Source organism: Novacetimonas sp. GS1, from assembly GCF_036686925.1.
Classification (GTDB): Bacteria; Pseudomonadota; Alphaproteobacteria; order Acetobacterales; family Acetobacteraceae; genus Novacetimonas; species Novacetimonas hansenii.
The window spans coordinates 409,655-430,470 of the sequence record NZ_VSZP01000001.1 but is presented as its reverse complement, the minus strand read 5'-3'; the positions used below and the strand labels follow the sequence as shown (position 1 = coordinate 430,470).

Here is a 20,816-nt window from a genome sequence, read left to right as displayed (position 1 = left end):
GCGAAGAATTCTGTTCCGACTGAATCGTAAAAGTTCCCACCACCACACCAGATGTTGATGACACGAATCAGGGATATCAACTGTCTGTGCGCACCTGGGCACAGCAACAGGTGCGATATATGCAGATGACAAAGAACTTCCATATAAAAACTATTGTTTTCACGTTTTGTCATGTGACGTTAAATCAGTACGTTATGGAAAAATCTGGAAAATACCCCCTGACTTCAGGGGGCCAGAAATGGCACCAGAAACGTTAAAATCAGCATCATGAAAATGTGATCGTAACGTTGATTTTAACTTGGACAGTTGCAGTGAAACTACATATTCAATAAATCTGTTCAAACAATCGTGTGTACAAACAATCGTGTGATTTGTATTTCCTGCACCTGTCGTGCATCTTCATGCGTCATGCTGGGCATAATAATCCCGGTACCAGGCCACGAAGCGCGCCACCCCCACACGTAGAGATGTCTTTGGGCGAAACCCCGTCAGGTGTTCCAGCAGGGATGCGTCAGCCCATGTCCGTTGCATATCCCCCGGTTGCATTGGCATGAAGTTGGTCCGGGCGGTACGGCCAAGGCACGTTTCGATCGCATGGACAAAATCCATCAGCGGCACAGGTTGCCCGTTACCCACATTGACCACACGATACGGTGCAACAGGGCTGCATCCCGTCGCTTTATCCCCACGCACCGGTATGCAGGGCAGCACGCGCAGGACGGATTCCACCACGTCATCAATATAGGTAAAATCACGCTCCATCTGTCCGTTGCCGTACACGTCAATCGCATGCCCCCGCAGGATTGCATCCACAAACAGGAACAACGCCATGTCGGGCCGCCCCCATGTCCCGTACACGGTAAAAAAACGCAGTGCCGTCACGGGCGTACCCGACAGATGGGAGAAGGAGTGGGCCAGCCCTTCAGTTGCCTTCTTGGTCGCGGCATAGAGGCTGAGGGGATAATCACAGCGTTCAGTCTCGATAAAGGGCAGATCCGTTGCTGGCCCATAAACGGATGAGGTGGAGGCCAACACGAAATGATCCAGCGCCATACCCCGTGCCAGATCAATCAGGTTGGATGTGCCAACGACATTACTGTCGATATAGGTATCAGGCCGATGTGCGCCGTACCGCACCCCCGCCTGTGCCGCCAGGTGAATGATGACACTGATCCGCGCGCCCTCCACCACACGGGCCAGTGCCGCACGATCCTCCAGCATGATTTCATGGGCGACAAAGCGGGGATAAGCGCGCAAGAGCGCATGCCGACGTCGCTTTAGCGCAACATCATAATAAGGCGTCATGCCATCTATACCGATGACTTCGTGCCCTTCCGTCAGCAGGCGACGCGCCACATGGAATCCGATAAAACCCGCGCTTCCGGTGACCAGCACCCGCACTCTGTCCTCCTGCGTGCCGTGACATGGCACTGTCTGTTATTGTGGCGTTCGCCGAAACGGCAGATACCCCATATCCGCGCATATGCCGATCCCTGATCGCATGACCGTGGCATGCGTCGTCAATCGATGGGGCATCTGAAAATAACGGATTGATAAAAAAGAAAGTTTTGGGATGTCGCTTTTTTAAAAGAACCTCACCAAAAACCTCTCTCCTGTCAGGCAGATTTCTGGACCGCCCATCATTGCTGCTGGCGCGCATGTCGCCATGCTGCCTCCAGCGCATCGACCATCGTGGGATACTCGGTGCACCATTCACTTTCCTGCGCACCCCGCTGCGGGGCGACAGCCGCACGCCACGACATTGTATCCCCCTCCGCCCCACACCGTTCGACCCGGATGGACCAATCGGCAGGAATGCGCAACAGGACACGCGCCAGACGTTTTTCCGGCGTCATGGGGGTGGCATAATTATGTGACATGGCGTCCTTTCCCGTGGCAGGCGATATGCAGGCCCCTTCCATACCAGAAGAGCGCCCATTTTATCAGCAGCACGCATGTTTCGGCCTATCAGGCTGGGGAAATGGCCTTTTTTGGCAGAAATCGGACTAAAAACGAAACATTTCCCCCTTGACGATACGCGCCATAGCCACACAATCCGACCCTTCGTGATATTGTTCCCCAAGCCAAGACTGGAGTACCCCCCGTTCGTGACCCTTCTTCCCGGCCTTTTACCTGATGAGTCCATTGACGGCGCCACCCACCTGATCCAGACCGCATTGACGCCGGTTTTTATGCTATCGGGCATTGGCACGCTGCTCGGCCTGTTCAACACGCGCCTTGCCCGTGTCAGCGACCATATCGAAAACATACGCGATAAACTTGATGCCGCCGATCAGGATGACGCAGGCCGCCGCATGCTGATGCGACGGTTGCGCCACCTGCATTACCGCACATTACTGCTTGACGCATCCATCCTGTTCGCCGGTGTCGGCGGCGCATCCGCATGCGGATCGGCCTTCGCCCTGTTTGTCGGCAGCGTGCGTGATTCCGCAAGTGCATGGTGGCTGGTGCTGATGTTCGGCAATGCCCTGATGTGTACGGCCGGCGCACTGGCGATGTTCCTTGGTGACAGTATCGTCGCATGGCATGGCCTGCGGGTGACAACTTTTCTGCCACATAAATACACGCAGGTGGATTAGTGAGCGTTCCTTTGCGGGAACCTCCCTTAATATCCCACGCATAAGAAGTAACCAGATATCCCCAGACGTTGCTTTTTAAAAAGCAACGTCTCTTGAAACTGTCTGAAAAAGCCTGCCAAGACACCTTAAACTTAGAAGCTGTTTGAAAAGTCAGGCTCAACAGCATCCTGAAATTATAAAGTTTTTTGGTGAAGCTTTTCCTAAAAAGCTTCAGAAGACGCCGCCTTTTTGAAAAAAGACGGCACCCAAAAAACTTGTCTTATGTTTTATCAATAATTTGTTTTCAAACAGTCTCTTATGCTTGCACGGTCTTTTTTCGGACAGACTTTGCAGACAGCCTCCTGTTTCATTTCCCCAGACGCCTGCTTCCGTTCAGGAGGCTTCGTCGCGCCACGCACTGACCGCACCAAGCCCGGTCTGTAGCAGGTTGCCAGCACGTTCCGGGCTGTCGGCTTCTACATAAACACGCAGTTCCGGGGCGTTGCCTGACGGACGGAGGTGAATGATCTCCCCATTGGCAAAGGTCATACGCAGCCCGTCCGTTCGATCCACATGCGACAACTCCCCGCATGTGGCGACAAACCCCAATGCCGCCGCCCCTGCCGATGGGCTTTCGCCCAACGCGGCAATGCGCGCCCTGCTCTTTTCCGTGGGCATGGCCACCAGGCGATCACTCAGCGTGAAACGTGGCGGCAGCGTTGCGACCAGGCCAGCCAGATCCGTGCCAACCCGGCGTGCCGCAACCAGCGCACAGATCATGGGCAGCACGGAATCACGTGTTGGCAACGCCACAAGCGTGCGGTTTTCATGATGCACATCACTTGCCAGCAGGAACCCGCCATTTGCCTCATACCCGACGGAGGGGACAAGCCCGGCTGCCGCCGCCTCGGTCATGGCCGCCACGACAAAGGGGGACCCGATGCGCGTGCGACGGATATCGCGGGCAAATCCGGCCTGCTCCAACGCGGTATTGCTGCTGACGGGGGTTGTCACTGCCGCTGCGTTGAGAAAACGCGCAGCCAGAATGCCCAGCACATCGCCACGCAGCCAGTTTCCATGCCGGTCAGCAAGGAGTGGGCGGTCGGAATCCCCATCCGTTGTCAGGATGGCGTCCAGCGTACCGTCCGACGCCCATTCACGCGCCAGTTCAGCATCCTCGGGGCGCACGGCTTCGGTATCGACGGGCATGAACGTATCCGAACGTCCCAACGGGACCGCCTTCGCGCCCAGCGCCTCTACCACCAGCATCAGCACATCGCGTCCCACGGCAGAGTGCTGATAAATCCCCAACGTCAGGCCCGACAGGGCATCAGGGCCGAAAAAATCCCGATACCGCGCGACATAATCCGGCACCACATCCGTGATCGCAGGCAGTTCGAGCATTTTTACAAGCTCACCATCGGCATTGAACCAGCCTGCGGGCAGTACGGCGTCCTGTTCACGCATCGCGGCCTCGTCAGTCTTGAGGAATTCGCCCCGCGCCCGGTTGAACTTGATACCGTTACGATCAGCAGGAATATGGCTGCCGGTCACCATCAGAGAGGGAATCCCCCGCGCAAAGGCATGCAGGCATAGCGCCGGGGTCGGCACGAACCCGCAAAATACCGGTACGCCATGCAGGCATTCAATCGCCGCGGCACAGGCGCGCAGGATACGCGGCGTACTGGGGCGCAGGTCCCCCGCCACCGCGACCTGTGTCCCCGGCGCGAATTCACCCAATGTCGCCAGATGTTTCAGGTACCCCACGGTATAGGCGAAACAGACGGCATCCGTCATCGCGGTAACAAGACCGCGCGCCCCGCTGGTCCCGAATGCCACACCTGACTGTTCCATCCACTGGGCTATTTTCATGAGATACGTTCTCTTGCGACTATGTTGAATACAGGCCAGGACATGCTCGTGCCCCATCCCCTTCATGTTAGGGGGTTTTTCCTCTGATTGCATGGATATTCAGGCAGATGCCCCATGAAAGCGCGTCGCCATGGCCGACTGACTGGCAGGTTGCAGGAAAATTGATGGCAACAACGCGCATTTGAGTGGGACAGCGCTTTTTTCTCAACACGCGCCCTCTTTTGAAGAGCGTGCACAAATATTCAAAAAAATAACTATATCCCAATATGTTATGCGTATTTTTCCATTCAGGAGATCTCTTTTTATTCTTGTGCCCGCGACGTTACATCCGCAACCAATGCAAAGGGATCAACGGCGTAGGTTTCCAGTGCCGCCTCATGATTGATCACACCATGACTATGCTGGAACGCCATGAACGCACGATATCGCCGCGCATTGAGCAGCGCGGGCTGCTTTGCCAGTCGTGGCAGGGTTTCGCGCCATGCCGCCCGGTTCAATGGCGTATCGAGTTCTGGATGATCGGCAATCGCCTTCGACAGGATTTCGTCGGAATGGTTGAGCAACGTATTCGTCCCCTCCTCCAGCGCCGCCATGAACGCGCGCACCCATGGATCACGTATGTGATCGCGCGCGGCAAGGAACACCAGTTCATCATTCAAGGGCACCCCATGCTCCTCAGGGAAGAAGGCAGTAACGGTCATCCCTTTCTGTTTCAGGTCAAGGAGTTCATAGGTCCGCACGGCCCCGATCACCGCATCAACGGCATGCGACATCAATGCCTGTTCAAGCTGGAAATTGACATTGACCTGATGGATGTCCCCCATCCCCACCCCGACAGTGGACAACATGGTCGCCAGCATCGCATCATCCGCGCCCGAGAGGGAAACACCAATCACCTTGCCCTTCAGGTCAGCCAGAGAATGGATATCCCCTGCCGCGATCAGGGTATTGAGCGGCGTGTCGATCAACGTGCCCACCCGCACCAGTGGAATCCCCTGTTCCAAAAGCATGCCAAGCTGCGTCTGATAGGAAACAGCCAGGTCTGCCTGCCCCGCTGCGACAAGGCGGGGCGCAGCACCCGGATCGGCTGGCGCAATCAGATGGACATCAAGACCATGCCGTGCGAACGCCCCGCCATATTGTGCGGCAAGGAGTGCCGCATGATCGGCATTGAGAAACCAATCCAGAATCACGTTGACACGACGTGGCGCATCGGCGGCATGCGCAGTGCCGATCCCACCCATCATGATAAGGAGACATGCAAGTCGTAACAGTATGGCCTTCATCATCGCCCGCCCTTCACGCACCCGCCCCGGGAAAAAACCAGGCAGGGACCGCATGGGGAAGCCAGCATGGCGGGCTCAGCCCCGGCATGCCGTTTTTCTCCCTACGCTGGCATGACCCAGGTCAGGTTCAACGGGTGTGATCTCAGCCCGCATCGCGGACACCCCGGTTGATGCAGATGATGGGAAATCTGGTGACGCGTCAACCATGCCTGATGGCACATAGGTGTGACCGGTCCATTGGCCGCCCAGTCCTTTGGCAAAAAAGAACCAGAACGCCTGTCTTCATAAAAACCGGCCATTTCATAACGTTCAGAAATTAGCAAAAGAGTATTGGACAAAGGTTTTCTCAAAAAACCTTCAAAAAACGATGTGTTTTTCAGAAGCTGTTTAAAAAGTCAGGTGCGATAACAGATTGAAATTATAAAGGTTTTTGGTGCAGCTTTTTCTAAAAAGCTTCAGAAGGCGCCGCCTTTTTCGATCAAAAGGCGGCACCCAAAAACTTTTCTTTTTTATCAATGATTTGTTTTCAAACAATCTCTCAGAAATGCAGCCAAATACTTTCATCCATAAAAAGCATATCCTTACGGCTGCATCCCATACAATCCGATCTCCAGATGCTTCCCCGTGGAATAATTCAGCCCGCTGGCCATCCCCAACCGTCGGACATGCAGGCCATCATGTTCCAGTCCACCTTCAAACGCGGGTAGATCCTTTGACCCCACCAGCACCAGCGCACATTTCCCATGCTGGCGCAGGAAACCCGCCGCCAGTTCCGGTCGCATCAGCTTCGTATCCTGCCCCAAAAGGAAGACAAGACTTGGCTCTGAATCCGAAACCGACGCCACCATCGTGGTGGGACAGGGACGGTGCGCCGCCACCAGTGTCGCCAGACGGGGGCTCAACCAGATCGTCTCCAGCCGGGGAATGACGGCAAGGAACAGGCCCACATGGATGATGACAGCCGCCGCCACCGACGCCATGGCCGCCTGAAGCACCGCGCCACGCACCAGCAGCAACGCCGCCGCCATCAACAACGGCAGCGCCCCTGCCGTGATCGTCATGGCGGCAGGCGACATGATGCCCTCCATCCGCCACAACAGGACCGGTCCCGCCAGCGCAAGGACAGAACCCACACCCAGCCAAACCACGCCATAGGCCAGTAACAGCCCCCGCCCCCACAGGGAATGCGGCCACCGCCAGCCCTGGGGCATGGTCACGATCGCCGCCGCCGTCAGGATGGCGATGGCGGGATAGGTCGGCAGTACATAATGCGGCAGCTTGGTCGCAATCGCCTCGAACACCAGCCAGTGCGGCACGATCCAGCAGATCAGGAACCGCACCGGTGGCTGGTGCCGCTGCTGCCACACGAAGGGAAGCGCCATCGCTGCGAACAAAGAGCCAGGCCAGAACGCAATAGCAAATGCCAACAAGTGATAGCCGGGCGGCAAGCCATGGGATTCCTGCCCGCTGGCAACCTTGCCAAGGAAATTATGTCCCACCGCGCGACTGTAGAAATCGCCATGACTGACCACGCCAATCGCCACGCACCACGGCACGACAATCGCCAGCATCACCCCCCATCCCCACGCCGGACGCAGGCGACGCCACCAGTCAGTACGCCGCTCAATCAGGGCAAGGGCGATCGGTGTGCCAAACCCCGGGATCAGCACCACTGGCCCCTTGAGCATTAACCCGCATCCCAGTGCCGTCCAGTACAGCAACGCCGCAGCAAGAGGCGTCGGCACGTCACGCTCCCGATCCAGATAGGCACGCAGTAACCCACATTGCGCCAGCAGAATCGACAGCAGCAGCGTCGTATCAATGGTCGCCATACGCCCTTCGGCCGTCATCAACACCGACACAGCCAGCAGCGCCGCCGCCAGCAGGCCACAGATGGGACCAAACAGGGTCGCCCCCATCCATGCCGTCAACACACCAGCCGCCGTTACCGCCAAAAGGGAGGGAATACGGTACGGCCACGTTGCATGGGCATCGCGCATGCCCGTCAGGCTGACAGCCGCAGCCTCCAGCCAATAGATCCCGGCCGGTTGCAGATAGCGCGGCTGATCCAGAAAGCGCACATCGACGTAATCGCCGCTGTGGAGCATCTGGGCCGTTGCTTCCATATAACGGGGTTCATCACGATCCAGTGGCGGCAGTGACGCGCGACCAGGCAGGAACAGGACAAAGATCGAGACAGCGATAATAATATAATGGCGCAGCGTCAGGCGTGTCATCGCACCGCCCTCTCAGAGAGTGTTTGAAAACAAATCATTGATAAACAACAAGAAAAGTTTTTGGGGTGCCGCCTTTTTTCAAAAAGGCAGCGTCTTCTGAAGCTTTTTAGAAAAAGCTTTAGCAAAAACCTTTATAATTTCAGTCTGTTATCGCGCCTGACTTTTCAAACAACCTCTCAGCGTTCGGTAATATGATCCGGGATCCTGGCGCGGTTGTTCAGCCACATGACACCAAGAACGTCACGAATCCCGACCAGCGCCCGATTGAGGTTCGTGTATTTTGACTGCCCATGCAATCTGCCGCGATGCCCGACCGGCGTGCAGACCAGCGGCACGCCATGACGGCCCATCAGGGACGGCAGGAAACGATGCAATCCCTCAAACTGTGGCAGGCGCAGGAAATCCTGCCGTAGGAACAGTTTCAGAGGCGCCCCCGTATCGGGACACCCGTCATCAAGCAGGCGGCTGCGCAATCCATTGGCAAAACGTGTTGCCACCCGTCGCGACAGGCGATCCTGCCGCTTGGCGCGCACGCCAACCACCAGCGGCGCCCGCCCGGGGGCCTGCTGCGCCAATTCAAACATACGAATGAATTCGAAGGGGTTATCCTGCCCATCACCGTCAAGTGTGGCGATCCATGTCCCGCGCGCGGCCTCGATCCCCGTCCGCAATCCTGCGGATTTGCCCAGGCGGCGATCATGGGAAAGAATCCTGAGTTGGGGCAGGATACCTTCAGCCCGGACAGCCATCAGAAGGGCAAGGGTATCATCCGTGCTGCCATCATCTACAAAAATGACTTCAGCAGGGGGCAGTTGTGCCAAAGCGTCGGCCAGTTCAAGACAGACGGGACGAATATTCGCCGCTTCGTCAAGAACAACCGACACAATGGACAGGACGGGCGTATCGTCCTTATGGGGGGTCGGAGAACTCAGCGTTCCGCCACCCGGTTCAGGCTGCGCGATGGGACAGGGCCGAAGGAAGCCCCGAAATGGCACTGTCAATCAGGCTTTTGTCCCCATCGGCAGACAACGACGCCGCCAATGTTTCCCGCGTGGCCTGCATCGCGATGTCGATGGCGGCTTCACGCACTTCACGGATTGCCCCACGCTCGGCTGCGGCAATGCGGTCGCGGGCCATCTGTTCGCGACGACGTGCAATATCATCGGCATCCTGGCTGGCCTGTGCCGCGATACGGGCGGCTTCCTGCAGGGAATGTTCGACCATTGCACGGGCTTCCGCCAGCGCGGCTTCACGCTCCCGCGTGGCATCCTCAAGCATCTGCTCCGCTTCGCGGCGCAGGCGCGCGGCTTCATCAAGGTCAGCACGAATCTTCTGCGCGCGTGCATCAAGCGCAGCGCTCAGTGGACGCCACAACTTTGCGCCGAACAGGATGAAGAACAGGAAGAAGGCAACAGCCGACCAGAAACGGGGCTCATGCAACATGACTACGGACCTGTCTGTAGAGGGGGCCCATTAAAAACCACGGGCCGTCGCGACACCGTCAACCTTGGACGTCACCACGTCCAGAGGGGCCGAAATGCCGGATATCTGATGGATCAGGGCTTCTGCCGTATCGGTGGAAATCTGCCGCAGCGACCCCAGCGCCGTTTCACGGGCAAGGGCAACGCGGGCTTCCGCCTCACGGATTTCGGCACCCAGTCGCGTATTCATTTCCTGCGCCTGCTTTTCAGCAGCGGCACGGGCTTCTTCCACGACCTTGTCAACATTGGCCTGCGCCTCTGCCATGGCGTCCTTGCGGGCCTGGCGAAGCTCCGCCACCGCATCATCGGCACGGGACTTGGCCTTATGCGCGATCTCAAGGTCATTCTCGATCGTCTGGCGACGAAGGCTCAGGACCTTTTCGACCTTCGGCAGGGCCGAACGGCTCAGCAACAGGTAAAGGATGAGGAAGATGCCCGCACCCCACACCACCTGACCGATGACGTAGGGATTGCCGAAATCAAGCTGGGGCATACCCTCGGCGCGTGCGCCAGGTGCAACCATGGCCATCAATGGCAGGGCCAGCACGGGTGCCGCCGCGCGCGACGCCACCCTGCGGATGTTTTTATACACCGTGGAACGCACCACGCACCCCTCCTGTATCAGACGAACAGGATCAGGAACGCAATCAGCAGCGCATACAGGGCGACGGCTTCCGTCAGGGCAAAGCCCAGCATGCCGAGGCCGAACACGTGCGGACGTGCGGACGGGTTGCGCGCGATGCTGCTGACCAGCGTGGAGAAGATGTTACCCAGGCCAATGCCCACGCCAGCGAGGGCGATAACGGCGATACCGGCACCAATTTCACGGGCGGCTGCGATATCCATGTCAGTTTTTCCTTGTTTCAGACGTTCTGGATGAAATGACGGAAGATGGTGGCCCTCAGTGGGCCACGGCCTCCCGCAGATAGATGCAGGTGAGGATGGCAAACACATAGGCCTGCAGTGCGCCCACCAGCAATTCGAGAGCCATCAGCGCGACATTGATGACGATCGGTCCCACGGCGATGACATCGCCAAACAGGCCCAGACCAGCCAGCATGATCGTGAAGGCGGCAAACATGTCGAACATCACGTGACCGGCGACCATGTTGGCAAACAGACGGATCGACAGGCTCACGGGACGGGAAAGGAAAGAAAGGATCTCGATCGGGATCAGCAGCGGCGCCAGCGCCTTGGGCGCACCGGCGGGCATGAAATGGGCGAAGAACTTCGCCCCCTGCACCTTCAGCGACACGATGATCGAGAGACAGAACACCATCAGCGCCAGCGCCAGGGTCACGGCGATATGGCTGGTGAAGGCAAAAGAGAAAGGCAGCAGGCCGAGATAGTTACCCGCGAGGATGAAGAAGAACAGGGTAAACACGAACGGGAAGAACGCGCGTCCCTCCGAACCGATCGTGTCAACGGCCATGTTGTAGATGAAGTCATAGCAGATCTCGGCCGCGGCCTGCAGGCGACCGGGCACCACGGCTGCGGGGCGCATCCCGACATACAGGAACGCCAGCACGATGACGGATGCCACAATCATCATCAGCGGCGACTGGCTGAATCTGAGGGACTCCCCAAGAGCGCCCAGAACAGGATGGAGCTCGAACTGACCGAGCGCGTCGATGGATGATCCGGCCGCCAACTTCGTTCTTCCCTAAAATATCTCTGCCCGGTCCCCGATCAGGAACCCGAATCGCCATCCGTTATGGCATCGGGCCTGACAAGACGCCAGACATTAAGCACACCTGCCGCACCGCCGAGAAGCGAGAACAGAACAAGAAACACCGCCCGCAGGTGCAACCAGTGATCCAGCCCCCAGCCAATGCCCACCCCCACAATAAGGGCCGACACCAGCTCGGTTCCCGCACGGAGCATAAGCCCCAGTTCCGAAAACCCCCGTCCCGTGTCCTTCGCCTGCGCTGCATTTTCCGGCTTTTCCAGCCGGGTCCGTGCCGCGTGCAGGCGTTGGTCAAAGGACGTACCGGATGGATCTTTGTCCGTGTCCATTTTCGCACCTCCCGATGGGTGCAGGCGCTAGCTAACGATGCTGCAATAACCTGTCAAGCAAGCGTCGTCCAGCAAAGCATGACAATATTGGGTCAGTGCATGAAAACATGGCATTTTCGCCTGTCCAAAACAGGAGAAAACCAAAACTTATTCCGCAGACGTGTCGCTGCCAGGAATCCGGTCATAGGCGGCACTTCCGGGGAAGGCACCCGGCGGCGGTGCATCGGCTGGCACAATGTGGATCGCCTGATTGACATCCGGCCCGATCTCACGCGCGTTGATTGCCGTGCCACGACCGCCATTCACGCCGGTGCCGATCGCATGCAGCGTGACCCCCGGACGCAGCCAGTTGGCAAGGCGCACAGCATTGGCGCGCCCCACGTAAACGAGCGAATGGTCACGCATCACCACCCCCTGTACAGCGCCGGTGATATCATAAAGCTGCGCCAGAACGGTACCGTCCACCGCCACGTCGGGCCCGATGTTGGAGGGCGGCAGGGCTGTTTCCGACCCCGGTTCGTCCGCAATCCGGCGGCCACGCGGCCCGCTGATGGCATAGGCGCGTACGATCGGGTGGACACGCCCCTTCAGGCCGCTGACGCTGACCTGTTCCCCCGGACGCACGACCTGCGTCGCGGCATCGCCCAGACGGTGCGGGCACAGCACCTGCGTCCCGTCGGACAGCAGCAGTCCCGCCACGTCGCCGGTGCTGGTCAGCAGGTACTGCGCCACCGTCCCCGTCACAACAGGCAGGGGGGAATAATCGAATGCCGAGGTCGCCTGCACCTGCGAAGGCTGAGTGGCAGGGGCGGCGGGTGTCGCCGCCGGGGCATGCTGGGCCTCCGCCGCGGGCTTGGACGCGGCGATGGCCGGTGCGCCCGCGAGGCTGGCCACAAGGCCGAGCGCCGCTGTCACGTAAAGGGGGGAACGCCGATGAATATGCATGCCGGATCTCGTCTTTCGTCTGCATCCACCGGCCTGTCGCGATGCCGGGGCGGTGTCTAGTGATATCCCTCGCCCCGCGACAGGCAAGTCCCCGTGATGTGGGATCAGTGCCGGAAATGGCGCATACCTGTGAAGACCATCGCAATCCCCGCCTTGTCAGCGGCAGCGATGACCTCATCATCACGGATGGACCCGCCCGGCTGGATCACCGCGACGGCGCCCGCCGCGATCGCGGCCTCAAGCCCGTCCGCGAACGGGAAGAACGCGTCCGAGGCCACCACGCTGCCCTTTGTCAGGGGCTGTGCCTCGCCCGCCGCCTTCGCCGCGTCAGCACTCTTGCTCGCCGCGATGCGGGCCGAGTCGACACGGCTCATCTGGCCCGCGCCGATGCCCACCGTCGCCTGATCCTTGACGTAGACGATGGCATTCGACTTCACGTGCTTTGCTACACGGAATGCGAATATCAGGTCTGCCATTTCCGCATCTGTCGGGGCGCGCTTGGTCACGACCTTCAGGTCCGCGCGGTCCACACGTCCATTGTCGCGGGTCTGCGCCAGGAAGCCACCAGCCACCGAACGCACGACAATGCCGGCCGCCGTGGGATCAGGCAGCGCACCCGTCAGCAGCAGGCGCAGGTTCTTCTTCTTCGCGAGGATGGCGCGTGCTTCCTCCGTCGCGTCGGGGGCGACGATGACCTCCGTGAAGATGGTGGCGATCTTTGCCGCCGCTTCGGCCTCCAGTGGGCGGTTCAGCGCGACAATGCCGCCAAATGCCGAAACTGGATCACATTTCAGGGCCTTGTCCCAGGCCTCGGCCTGCGTCGCGGCGACGGCGATGCCGCACGGGTTGGCATGTTTGACGATGACGATGGCGGGGTCGGTGAACTCGGCCACAGCCTCGAACGCGGCGTCAGTGTCGTTGATGTTGTTGTACGACAGCGCCTTGCCCTGGATCTGGCGCGCGGTCGCAACGCCCGGACGGTTGGTCCCGTCGGTGTAGAACGCCGCTTTCTGGTGCGGGTTCTCGCCATAGCGCAGGCTTTCGCGACGCACACCCGCCACCGTCATACGCGCGGGCAGCAGGTCGTCGCGCTGTCCGGCGAACCACTGCGCGATCGCGGCGTCATAGGCAGCCGTGCGGGCATAGGCCGCACCTGCCAGCCCCCGGCGCTGCGACAGCGTGGTGCCGCCACCTTCGCCAAGGGCGGTGATGATATCGGCATATTGCGCCGGATCGGTCAGGACCGCGACATGGTCATGGTTCTTCGCCGCCGCACGGATCAGGGCCGGACCACCGATGTCGATATTCTCGATACAGTCCTCGCTCCCGGCACCGGACGCCACGGTGGCCTCGAACGGATACAGGTTGACCGCCACAAGGTCGATCGGCGCGATCCTGTGCTCTTCCATCTGGCGCAGGTGTTCGGGCAGATCGCGACGGCCGAGGATACCGCCATGGACCTGCGGCACCAGCGTCTTCACCCGGCCGTCAAGGATTTCAGGGAATCCCGTATGTTCGGACACGTCCTTGACCGGGATGCCTGCTTCGCGCAGCGCACGGGCGGACCCACCGGTGGACAGGATCTCCGCCCCGTGGGCGACAAGCGCGCGACCAAGATCGAGCAGGCCGGTCTTGTCCGAAACGGAAATCAGGGCGCGCCGCACCGGCACAGGCGTCTGGGGGGCCATCACAGTGACCTTTCACTTTAAACCGCGGGACGATCCGAACATGGATCTGATGGGGGTGATTAATCCAACCCCGCCTTTTTGAGCAATAACCGAAATGACGGAACCGGTGGCCTTATGACATCAGGGCCGCACGGATCCGCGCAACCGTGGCGGCATCCCGTGATAGCGGCGCAGCATCGAGCGACACAGCCGCGCGCACCGACATGCTGTTGACCAGCACAACCGCCTCCGCCGCCAGCAGGTCCGCACGTGTCAGGGCCCGTTCACGCGCAAGGCGCATGTCCAGCAGCACGGAACGTGCAATGCCGGGCAAAGCACCTTCGGCCACGGGCGGGGTCAGCAACATGCCGTCGCGCTGGATCAGCAGGTTACTGGCGCTTGCCTCGGCCACGCGCCCCGCCATATTGAGCAATACGGCCTCAGTCCCGCCACGCTGGCGTGCTTCCATCAATGCGAGGATATTGGGTAGGTAATTCAGGGTTTTGGCCCGCGACAGGGGGCTGGTTTCATCACGGCGCATACGGCTGATGACCAGATGCGCATCAGGCATGGGGACAGCGGCAGGCGGAAACGGCACGATCATGATGGTCGGGGCCGCACCTTCGGGTGGCAACAGGCCACGCGGGCCGCATCCGCGCGTGATGGTCAGGCGCAGCGACCCCGCCTGCATCGCGTTACCGGTGATGACACATACCAACGCCGCCTCGACCTGTTCCCGCTCAGGTGACGGGATCATCAAGGTTTCCAACCCTGCATAAAGGCGCGCCATGTGCCGTTCCAGATGGACGATGCGGCCTGCCTGCACACGCATGGTCTCGAACACGCCATCACCGAGCAGAAGCCCACGATCAGCGGGATCAATCCGCACCGCATCCCGATCCTGCATGGCCCCGTTAAACCACAGGCGCTCAGTCATGCTCTTTTTCCCCGGATGACGTATTGCCAAACACCGACAGAAGGGCGGAAACCTTCAGGCACATTTCCTCATATTCCTTCTGTGGATCTGAAAGTATCGTAATCCCGCCACCCGCGGCCGCACATATTCCCGCCCGTGTCATGACAAGGGTGCGGATGATGACCGAACTATCCATCGCCCCATCCCCACCGATACGGAAGACTACCCCACAATAGGGTCCCCGCACCGAACCCTCCAGTTCATCAATGATCTGCATGGCGCGATGCTTGGGCGCGCCAGTTACGGAACCGGGCGGCAGCGTCGCACGCAGCAGGTCGATGGCATCATGACCGGGCAGCAGGGTTGCCTGCACCTCCGACACCAGATGGTGGACATGGGTGAAATGTTCAACGTTAAACAATTCCGGTACGCTGACACTGCCGATCCGTGCGAGTTGCCCAAGGTCATTGCGCATCAGGTCCACGATCATCAGGTTTTCGGCGCATTCCTTCTCATCAAGGCGCAGGTCCTGCGCACGTTGCCGGTCACGCACGGGATCTGGATCTCGTGGCGCCGTCCCCTTGATCGGACGGGTGCGCATGACACCATGCACGTCGAGGGCGACAAACCGTTCCGGTGATGCCGACAGAAGGGCAAAGTCCGGACCACATGACAAGAACGCCCCGAATGGCGCCGCAGAGGTGACGCGCAACGCGCGATAGGCCGCAATGGGAGATAATCCGGGGGGCCTTGCCCCCCACATGCGCGCAGTGATGTTCACCTGAAAGATATCACCTGCCGCAATATAATCACACGCTTGCGCCACCGCCCGGCGGTATCCCCTGGCCGAACGCTCCATGGTAAACTGGATATCGGGCATTTTTGGAAGAGGTGCGTGGGCGACAACCCGCCCCCACAGGTCCATGACCTCCCGTCGGCGTCGCGCCATGACATCGGGCGTCCCATACCCGGTCAGCCATGCCCGCCGTTCAAGGCGATCCATGATAATGGCATGGTCATAGATACCGGCCGCGAATTCAGGCTGCTGCGGGTCAGGATCGTGCCGCGTGGACAGGCCATGCGTCCTCTGCCCGAACCGATAATCCGCAAACCCGATGGCCCCACCGACAAACGGCATTCCATCAGGGCATGCAAAGGCGGGAATCAGGCCACGCAATATCTCCAGCGCATCCCCCGCCTGTTCGCGCCTGTCCACGAAACATCGTCCCGCATGGGCCTCCACCACATGTACGGGATCACGGCATAGGATTGTCCAGCGCCCACGCGGCATGATCTCGCTGCCACTGTCCAGACAGGCCAACCATGGCTCCCCCTCCAGCACGGCCAGAACATCGCCCATATCATGCCATGGCAGTTGATGGACATGAACGGACAAGACGGAAGATGGATCAGGTTGTGTCACGGACGGAGGGAAAATCCTGCCTGCGGCCTTAGGATGCAGGGGTATCGTCTGGTTGCGTCTGGCTGCTGCCCAGACGGTTTGCAGGACGATTGGCCCAGCGCCAGCTGCTGCGCCCCTGCCGGGCCAGTTCACGGTGCATGACCACCACAGGCCATTGTCCGCGCGCGAAACTGGCGGAGGGGGCATCATGCCCCTGTCCGCCCTGCGCCGGCTGCGCCGGCTGCGCCCCAAGGCGCTGGGCCAATGCCTCCACCAGGGTCACGGAACGATGCCGCCCCCCCGAGCAGCCAATCGCAATCGTGGCATATTTCTTCCCTTCCTGCACGAAGCGCGGCAGCACGAGGTCCAGAAGACCGTCGATCCGGTCAAGAAAGGCCGCATAATCCGGGTCCACCTGCACATAGGCCGCGACCTGCGGATCAAGCCCCGTCAGCGCGGACAGCGAAGGATCGTAATAGGGGTTACGCAGGAAACGGGCATCGAACACCATGTCCGCTTCGCGCGGCAGGCCGGCAGGAAAGGCGAACGACATCAGGGCAACCGTCAGGCCCTCGCCACGTCCATCCTCCCACTGTCCAAAGCGCGCCTCCACAAGCTGGCGCAATTCGGGCGGTGGCAGGTCCGTGGTGTCAATCACCACGTCGGCAGCTTCCCGCAGGGGGGCCGTCAGACGAAGTTCCGCCTCGATCCCTTCCTTGACAGTGCCATGGCTGGCCTGTGGGTGCCGCCGTCGCGTGGCGGTATAACGGCGCAGCAGCACGCTTTCCTCCGCCGTGGCGTAGATCAGTTGCGCATGCAGGTGCGGATTGATCCGCAGGCGCGACAGGGCGGCAAGGACCAGGGTGGCGTCAAACCCACGTGTGCGGGAGTCCACCCCGATGGCCACCGGCTTTTCCGCGCGGGCCACGATCTCGTCCAGCATGCCAAGCGGCGGGTTATCAATGACTTCATGCCCCAGATCCTCCAGAATTCGCAGGATCGACGATTTCCCGGCACCAGACAGCCCGGTTACAAGAAGGATGCTGCGCGGTAATGGTGAATCTTCATGCATGGGTTATGGCAGTCACATGAAATCCTGGGGAACCATCGTGCCAGCAGGGGCTGGCGTCGGATGACAGGGGTTACGATGGTGGTGCAGCGACAGCCTCCGACACAAGGATTTTCCTCTTTTTCACCACAGATGAAAAGTGGTGTCATTATCACATCTGCATTTCGTCAGGCACGTGGATGAAACCATCTTACAATATCCGGCCTTTCCATGTCACATCGAAAGGAGCGAGCGTTTAGGGCTGAAATTTATCATGGACAAAATATGACTATTTTGTGATTTTCTTCCTGATGAAAGAAACCACGCGACCAAACGAGGATATCCACATCCGCTATCTGACCGGGCAGGATCTGGCCACGGGGCAGTTTGCCCCCACAATGCTGGGCCAGTTCCGTCATGCGCTGGCACAGGGTGCGGACATCCTTGAACAGCATGGCAACAGCCTGCATGATGTTACGCGTATGGTTGTTACCCTAACAAAAACCGATGAATTCGCGTCGTGCTTTACAACACTGAACGAAGTGTTTGGCCGCACCTGTCCTGCGATGACATTCCGTCTGGTCAAAAAGCACCAGCATGCCCCCCAGTTGATCGAACTTGATCTTCTGGTTGCGATACCGGACGCCTCCCTCTGCGGTATCTGAGCCAGACTGACGCGGAACAGGGCGGATGGGACAAACGGGCATCTTTCCCTACCTCCACGCGCTATGGCCGGTTTAAGAGGAAAGATCATATTTGCGCCTTAAATAATACATATTCATTATGCAAACATTCCATCAGGCGTTTGCTGAATTTGGCGCAATTACCAGAATCCCAATAATCATAGCATCTCAATATCGCTATAATTATTTTTTAAAATACAACAAAATGGGGATTTTGTTTTTATATATTCGCCTCAAATGCCACGCGTTTTTAAAATGTACACCGTGTACTTGCAGAATACATATAAAATTACATTTTATGATTTTATTGCATGGCTTGCCTGCATGGCAGAAGCATCCTAGCGCATACTGAGCAATACAAAGCCGCATACCACAATCAGTCGGTGAAGAATAGGAGTTTTTGATGCGACTTCTATAGACTAATGCCCGTTTAAACCTTATAAATCCCTTGGGAGAATTCCGTTTATCATCAGGTAATATCCATTACCCTTGTAAATCCATTGGGAGCATGACCTAGTGAAATTGGCAATTTTGGCTCTAAATATGTCTGAAAGGAATGATTCCGTATGTAATGACGTTGCTCATCATTACAGAATGCTGTCATCCCAGAATCCTGCCATAAACATTGTTCGTGTATTCTCCAATAATCATGACCCCCTGGCATTCCCTGATATCCCAGTGGAAAGTGCTGACGCCTTTCACGAGTGGTTGAAGCAGGACCGGTCCATTACCGTTCTTTTCCATTATTGCGACAGCCTGACCCCTTTTGATAAATTCCTGCGGGAAAAATGTCGGCATGTGATTATCCGGTGGCACAATGCCACGCCTCCCTGGTTTACCTTTGGATTACAGAACCAGAATGCGACGCATGCTCTGCTCGGTTATGAAAACATCATTGATTTCATTAATTGCAGCCATATCCAGTTCTGGTCGAATTCGGAATTTACAAGCGATCAGCTCATCGCATTGGGGGCCGCGCCGGAACGATGCCATGTCGTTTACCCGGCCAGTCGTTACCTGAACCTTCCTGTTCCCTTTCTGCCCCATGCGGTCGAAACAGGGACAGACGATGTCAGTAACACCGCCAATGACGCGACAATAAATCTCCTCTTCGTCAGCCGTGTTGTCGCGCATAAGGGGCATATCAACGCAATTTCCGTTGCAGATCGGGTTCAGGAACTTACCGATGCCCGTGTCAGACTGAACATTGTTGGAAAGGGTCTCGACGATCCCAATCCTTTTTCCATCCGCCTGCGCAAAATCATCAGTCAGGCAAAGTCCGAAGTCATCGTTCATGGACTTGTCTCCGATGATGCCCTGATCAATCTTTACCAGACTTCTGATGTTTTTATCTGCCTTTCAGAGCATGAAGGGTTTGGTCTTCCCGTTTTCGAGGCCATGAGGTACCGCCTTCCTGTGGTCGCCTGGGCAACAACAGCCTTTCGGGAATTACTTGCAAGGCATCCTCTTGCTTTCCCCAATTTCGATCTGGATCTTTTTGCCGCTGCGATTAACGCCCTTGCGACCCCAGGCGTAAAAAATCGTTTGCTGGAGATCCAATATGCCATTCTCCAGACCTATTCTGCTGAAATCATTGAAACCCAGGTGCGTGATGCACTGGCGGCACAGGATAAAAACAGATGGCCGCAACCAGTTCCTGATGATCTGGCGCGCCCTGCGATCCGCTACTTGCCACGTGTCGCCCATGCAATCAATACCGCGCGTAACTCTCTTTACGAATACTGTCATCAGGGCTTTGATAACAGTCTGGTCTTCGATTCCCACATCAATATTACGTCTCTTTACGATGTGCGAATGTTCAAGAATTACCTGATCCAAGATAAGGAACTCCTGAACGCCCTGACCATGCCTGTGGACGAGCCTTCCATTACCTTTGATCCCAGTGAATTTTCCATGCGTAAGGGGGTCTGGTCAGCCGCTGCCCTTATCGAAGGGGATAGCGTATCGCTACCTTCCGTTGATATTGCAGCCACACACCTGATTTTTGGGCCTTACGCGCAGATGCCTGCCGGGCGTTATCGCGCCATCATGCATGCATGTATCAAGAATGATACGCCGCAGGATGTACGGTTTGAAATCGATGTAAACTCCAATAACAAACAATTAACAAGCCGTGTCCTTACCCTGTCCAACGGAACCCATGACATTAATGAACAGGTGACGTTTGAGTTGACTGGCGAAGCCCCGATGGTCGAGATCAGGTTGGGTGCGTTGGCAACATTCACGGGAAATATCGTCTTTTCAGGCGCAACACTCATACAGACTGATGCCAAAAAGCAACGGCTCTCCCTATCAAAGGCAAATGTCATATCCCTTACTTTTGGTCGACTATGGCGGATTGGCCCTTTTGCAAAACGTCTTCGTAAACGTTTGGTCAAAACCATTTTACGTGGAATTGGCAAGGGGTGAAACACAGGTGCCCAAATTGGAGCATATGTTTTCATGCGATGGAATTTCGTCTTTGACAGGATCGTTTGTGTCCCTGATTACCAGACGATACGGATTGATGCCTGAAAATAACTTATTTTTTCAAGAATGCAGAGATCCTAACCATGCCACACAGGAAATACAGCCCAAGGCTCTCGACACCTAAATCCCAGTTCTACCGCTACAGACGCAGATGACGAACTCCGCTCTTATCGCAGTTCTAAAGGCACGAGGTT

The 20,816-nt window shown here is 57.9% G+C and carries 19 protein-coding genes and 1 riboswitch; of the genes, 3 read left to right on the top strand and 16 right to left on the bottom strand.

Annotation, left to right across the window (positions count from 1 at the left end):
- Positions 1 to 399: 399 nt before the first annotated feature.
- Positions 400 to 1,401: an NAD-dependent epimerase/dehydratase family protein gene (locus FYB92_RS02000; protein WP_062809719.1), complete on the bottom strand. Its 1,002-nt coding sequence runs from the start codon at positions 1,399 to 1,401 to the stop codon at positions 400 to 402.
- Between the two features lie 239 nt (positions 1,402 to 1,640).
- Positions 1,641 to 1,880, bottom strand: coding sequence for a hypothetical protein (locus tag FYB92_RS01995; RefSeq protein WP_332828086.1), 240 nt, complete (start codon positions 1,878 to 1,880; stop codon positions 1,641 to 1,643).
- A gap of 228 nt (positions 1,881 to 2,108) precedes the next feature.
- On the opposite strand from FYB92_RS01995, the gene FYB92_RS01990 reads away from it, so the two are divergent.
- Positions 2,109 to 2,600, top strand: a complete 492-nt coding sequence (locus FYB92_RS01990; protein WP_003616693.1) for a DUF2721 domain-containing protein — start codon at positions 2,109 to 2,111, stop codon at positions 2,598 to 2,600.
- 372 nt (positions 2,601 to 2,972) lie between these two features.
- Here FYB92_RS01990 and FYB92_RS01985 read toward each other — a convergent pair whose 3' ends face one another.
- From FYB92_RS01985 to rapZ, 14 genes are all read right to left on the bottom strand, one after another.
- Entirely contained in the window at positions 2,973 to 4,433 is a 1,461-nt protein-coding gene (locus FYB92_RS01985; protein WP_332828958.1) for a phosphomannomutase, read from the bottom strand.
- Between the two features lie 320 nt (positions 4,434 to 4,753).
- Entirely contained in the window at positions 4,754 to 5,791 is a 1,038-nt protein-coding gene (locus tag FYB92_RS01980; RefSeq protein WP_332828085.1) for an ABC transporter substrate-binding protein, read from the bottom strand.
- Between the two features lie 27 nt (positions 5,792 to 5,818).
- A riboswitch (TPP riboswitch) is annotated at positions 5,819 to 5,913 on the bottom strand.
- 405 nt (positions 5,914 to 6,318) lie between these two features.
- The gene (locus FYB92_RS01975) at positions 6,319 to 7,974 is read right to left on the bottom strand and encodes a glycosyltransferase family 39 protein (RefSeq protein ID WP_075631791.1); all 1,656 of its coding nucleotides are present in this window, start codon (positions 7,972 to 7,974) and stop codon (positions 6,319 to 6,321) included.
- A 176-nt stretch (positions 7,975 to 8,150) separates the two neighbouring features.
- The gene (locus tag FYB92_RS01970; RefSeq protein ID WP_075595524.1) at positions 8,151 to 8,906 is read right to left on the bottom strand and encodes a glycosyltransferase family 2 protein; all 756 of its coding nucleotides are present in this window, start codon (positions 8,904 to 8,906) and stop codon (positions 8,151 to 8,153) included.
- A 16-nt stretch (positions 8,907 to 8,922) separates the two neighbouring features.
- Positions 8,923 to 9,417: an ATP synthase subunit B gene (locus FYB92_RS01965; protein WP_003616705.1), complete on the bottom strand. Its 495-nt coding sequence runs from the start codon at positions 9,415 to 9,417 to the stop codon at positions 8,923 to 8,925.
- A gap of 30 nt (positions 9,418 to 9,447) precedes the next feature.
- Positions 9,448 to 10,062, bottom strand: coding sequence for an ATP synthase F0 subunit B' (locus FYB92_RS01960; RefSeq protein ID WP_003616707.1), 615 nt, complete (start codon positions 10,060 to 10,062; stop codon positions 9,448 to 9,450).
- Between the two features lie 14 nt (positions 10,063 to 10,076).
- Positions 10,077 to 10,301: an ATP synthase subunit C family protein gene (locus FYB92_RS01955; RefSeq protein ID WP_003616715.1), complete on the bottom strand. Its 225-nt coding sequence runs from the start codon at positions 10,299 to 10,301 to the stop codon at positions 10,077 to 10,079.
- Positions 10,302 to 10,356: 55 nt separating this feature from the next.
- A complete protein-coding gene (locus FYB92_RS01950; RefSeq protein ID WP_040510302.1) occupies positions 10,357 to 11,106 on the bottom strand; it encodes a F0F1 ATP synthase subunit A in 750 nt (249 codons plus the stop codon).
- A 38-nt stretch (positions 11,107 to 11,144) separates the two neighbouring features.
- The gene (locus FYB92_RS01945) at positions 11,145 to 11,471 is read right to left on the bottom strand and encodes an AtpZ/AtpI family protein (RefSeq protein ID WP_003616720.1); all 327 of its coding nucleotides are present in this window, start codon (positions 11,469 to 11,471) and stop codon (positions 11,145 to 11,147) included.
- Positions 11,472 to 11,618: 147 nt separating this feature from the next.
- Positions 11,619 to 12,416 carry a hypothetical protein gene (locus FYB92_RS01940; protein ID WP_075631789.1) on the bottom strand — a complete coding sequence of 266 codons (798 nt, stop codon included), beginning with the start codon at positions 12,414 to 12,416 and terminating at the stop codon, positions 11,619 to 11,621.
- A gap of 104 nt (positions 12,417 to 12,520) precedes the next feature.
- Positions 12,521 to 14,104 carry a bifunctional phosphoribosylaminoimidazolecarboxamide formyltransferase/IMP cyclohydrolase gene (gene purH, locus FYB92_RS01935; protein WP_332828084.1) on the bottom strand — a complete coding sequence of 528 codons (1,584 nt, stop codon included), beginning with the start codon at positions 14,102 to 14,104 and terminating at the stop codon, positions 12,521 to 12,523.
- A gap of 112 nt (positions 14,105 to 14,216) precedes the next feature.
- Complete coding sequence (locus tag FYB92_RS01930) at positions 14,217 to 15,020, bottom strand: aminotransferase class IV (RefSeq protein ID WP_332828083.1); 804 nt, start codon at positions 15,018 to 15,020, stop codon at positions 14,217 to 14,219.
- Positions 15,013 to 16,422, bottom strand: a complete 1,410-nt coding sequence (locus FYB92_RS01925; protein WP_332828082.1) for an anthranilate synthase component I family protein — start codon at positions 16,420 to 16,422, stop codon at positions 15,013 to 15,015. Before FYB92_RS01925 ends, FYB92_RS01930 begins: the two co-directional genes overlap by 8 nt.
- Before the next feature lie 28 nt (positions 16,423 to 16,450).
- Complete coding sequence (rapZ, locus tag FYB92_RS01920; protein ID WP_332828081.1) at positions 16,451 to 17,473, bottom strand: RNase adapter RapZ; 1,023 nt, start codon at positions 17,471 to 17,473, stop codon at positions 16,451 to 16,453.
- Positions 17,474 to 17,760: 287 nt separating this feature from the next.
- Here rapZ and FYB92_RS01915 point away from each other — a divergent pair, with 287 nt between their 5' ends.
- Together FYB92_RS01915 and FYB92_RS01910 are read left to right on the top strand one after the other, a co-directional pair.
- Entirely contained in the window at positions 17,761 to 18,114 is a 354-nt protein-coding gene (locus FYB92_RS01915) for an endoribonuclease L-PSP (RefSeq protein ID WP_332828080.1), read from the top strand.
- A gap of 612 nt (positions 18,115 to 18,726) precedes the next feature.
- Positions 18,727 to 20,562, top strand: a complete 1,836-nt coding sequence (locus tag FYB92_RS01910) for a glycosyltransferase family 4 protein (protein ID WP_332828079.1) — start codon at positions 18,727 to 18,729, stop codon at positions 20,560 to 20,562.
- Positions 20,563 to 20,816: the final 254 nt, after the last annotated feature.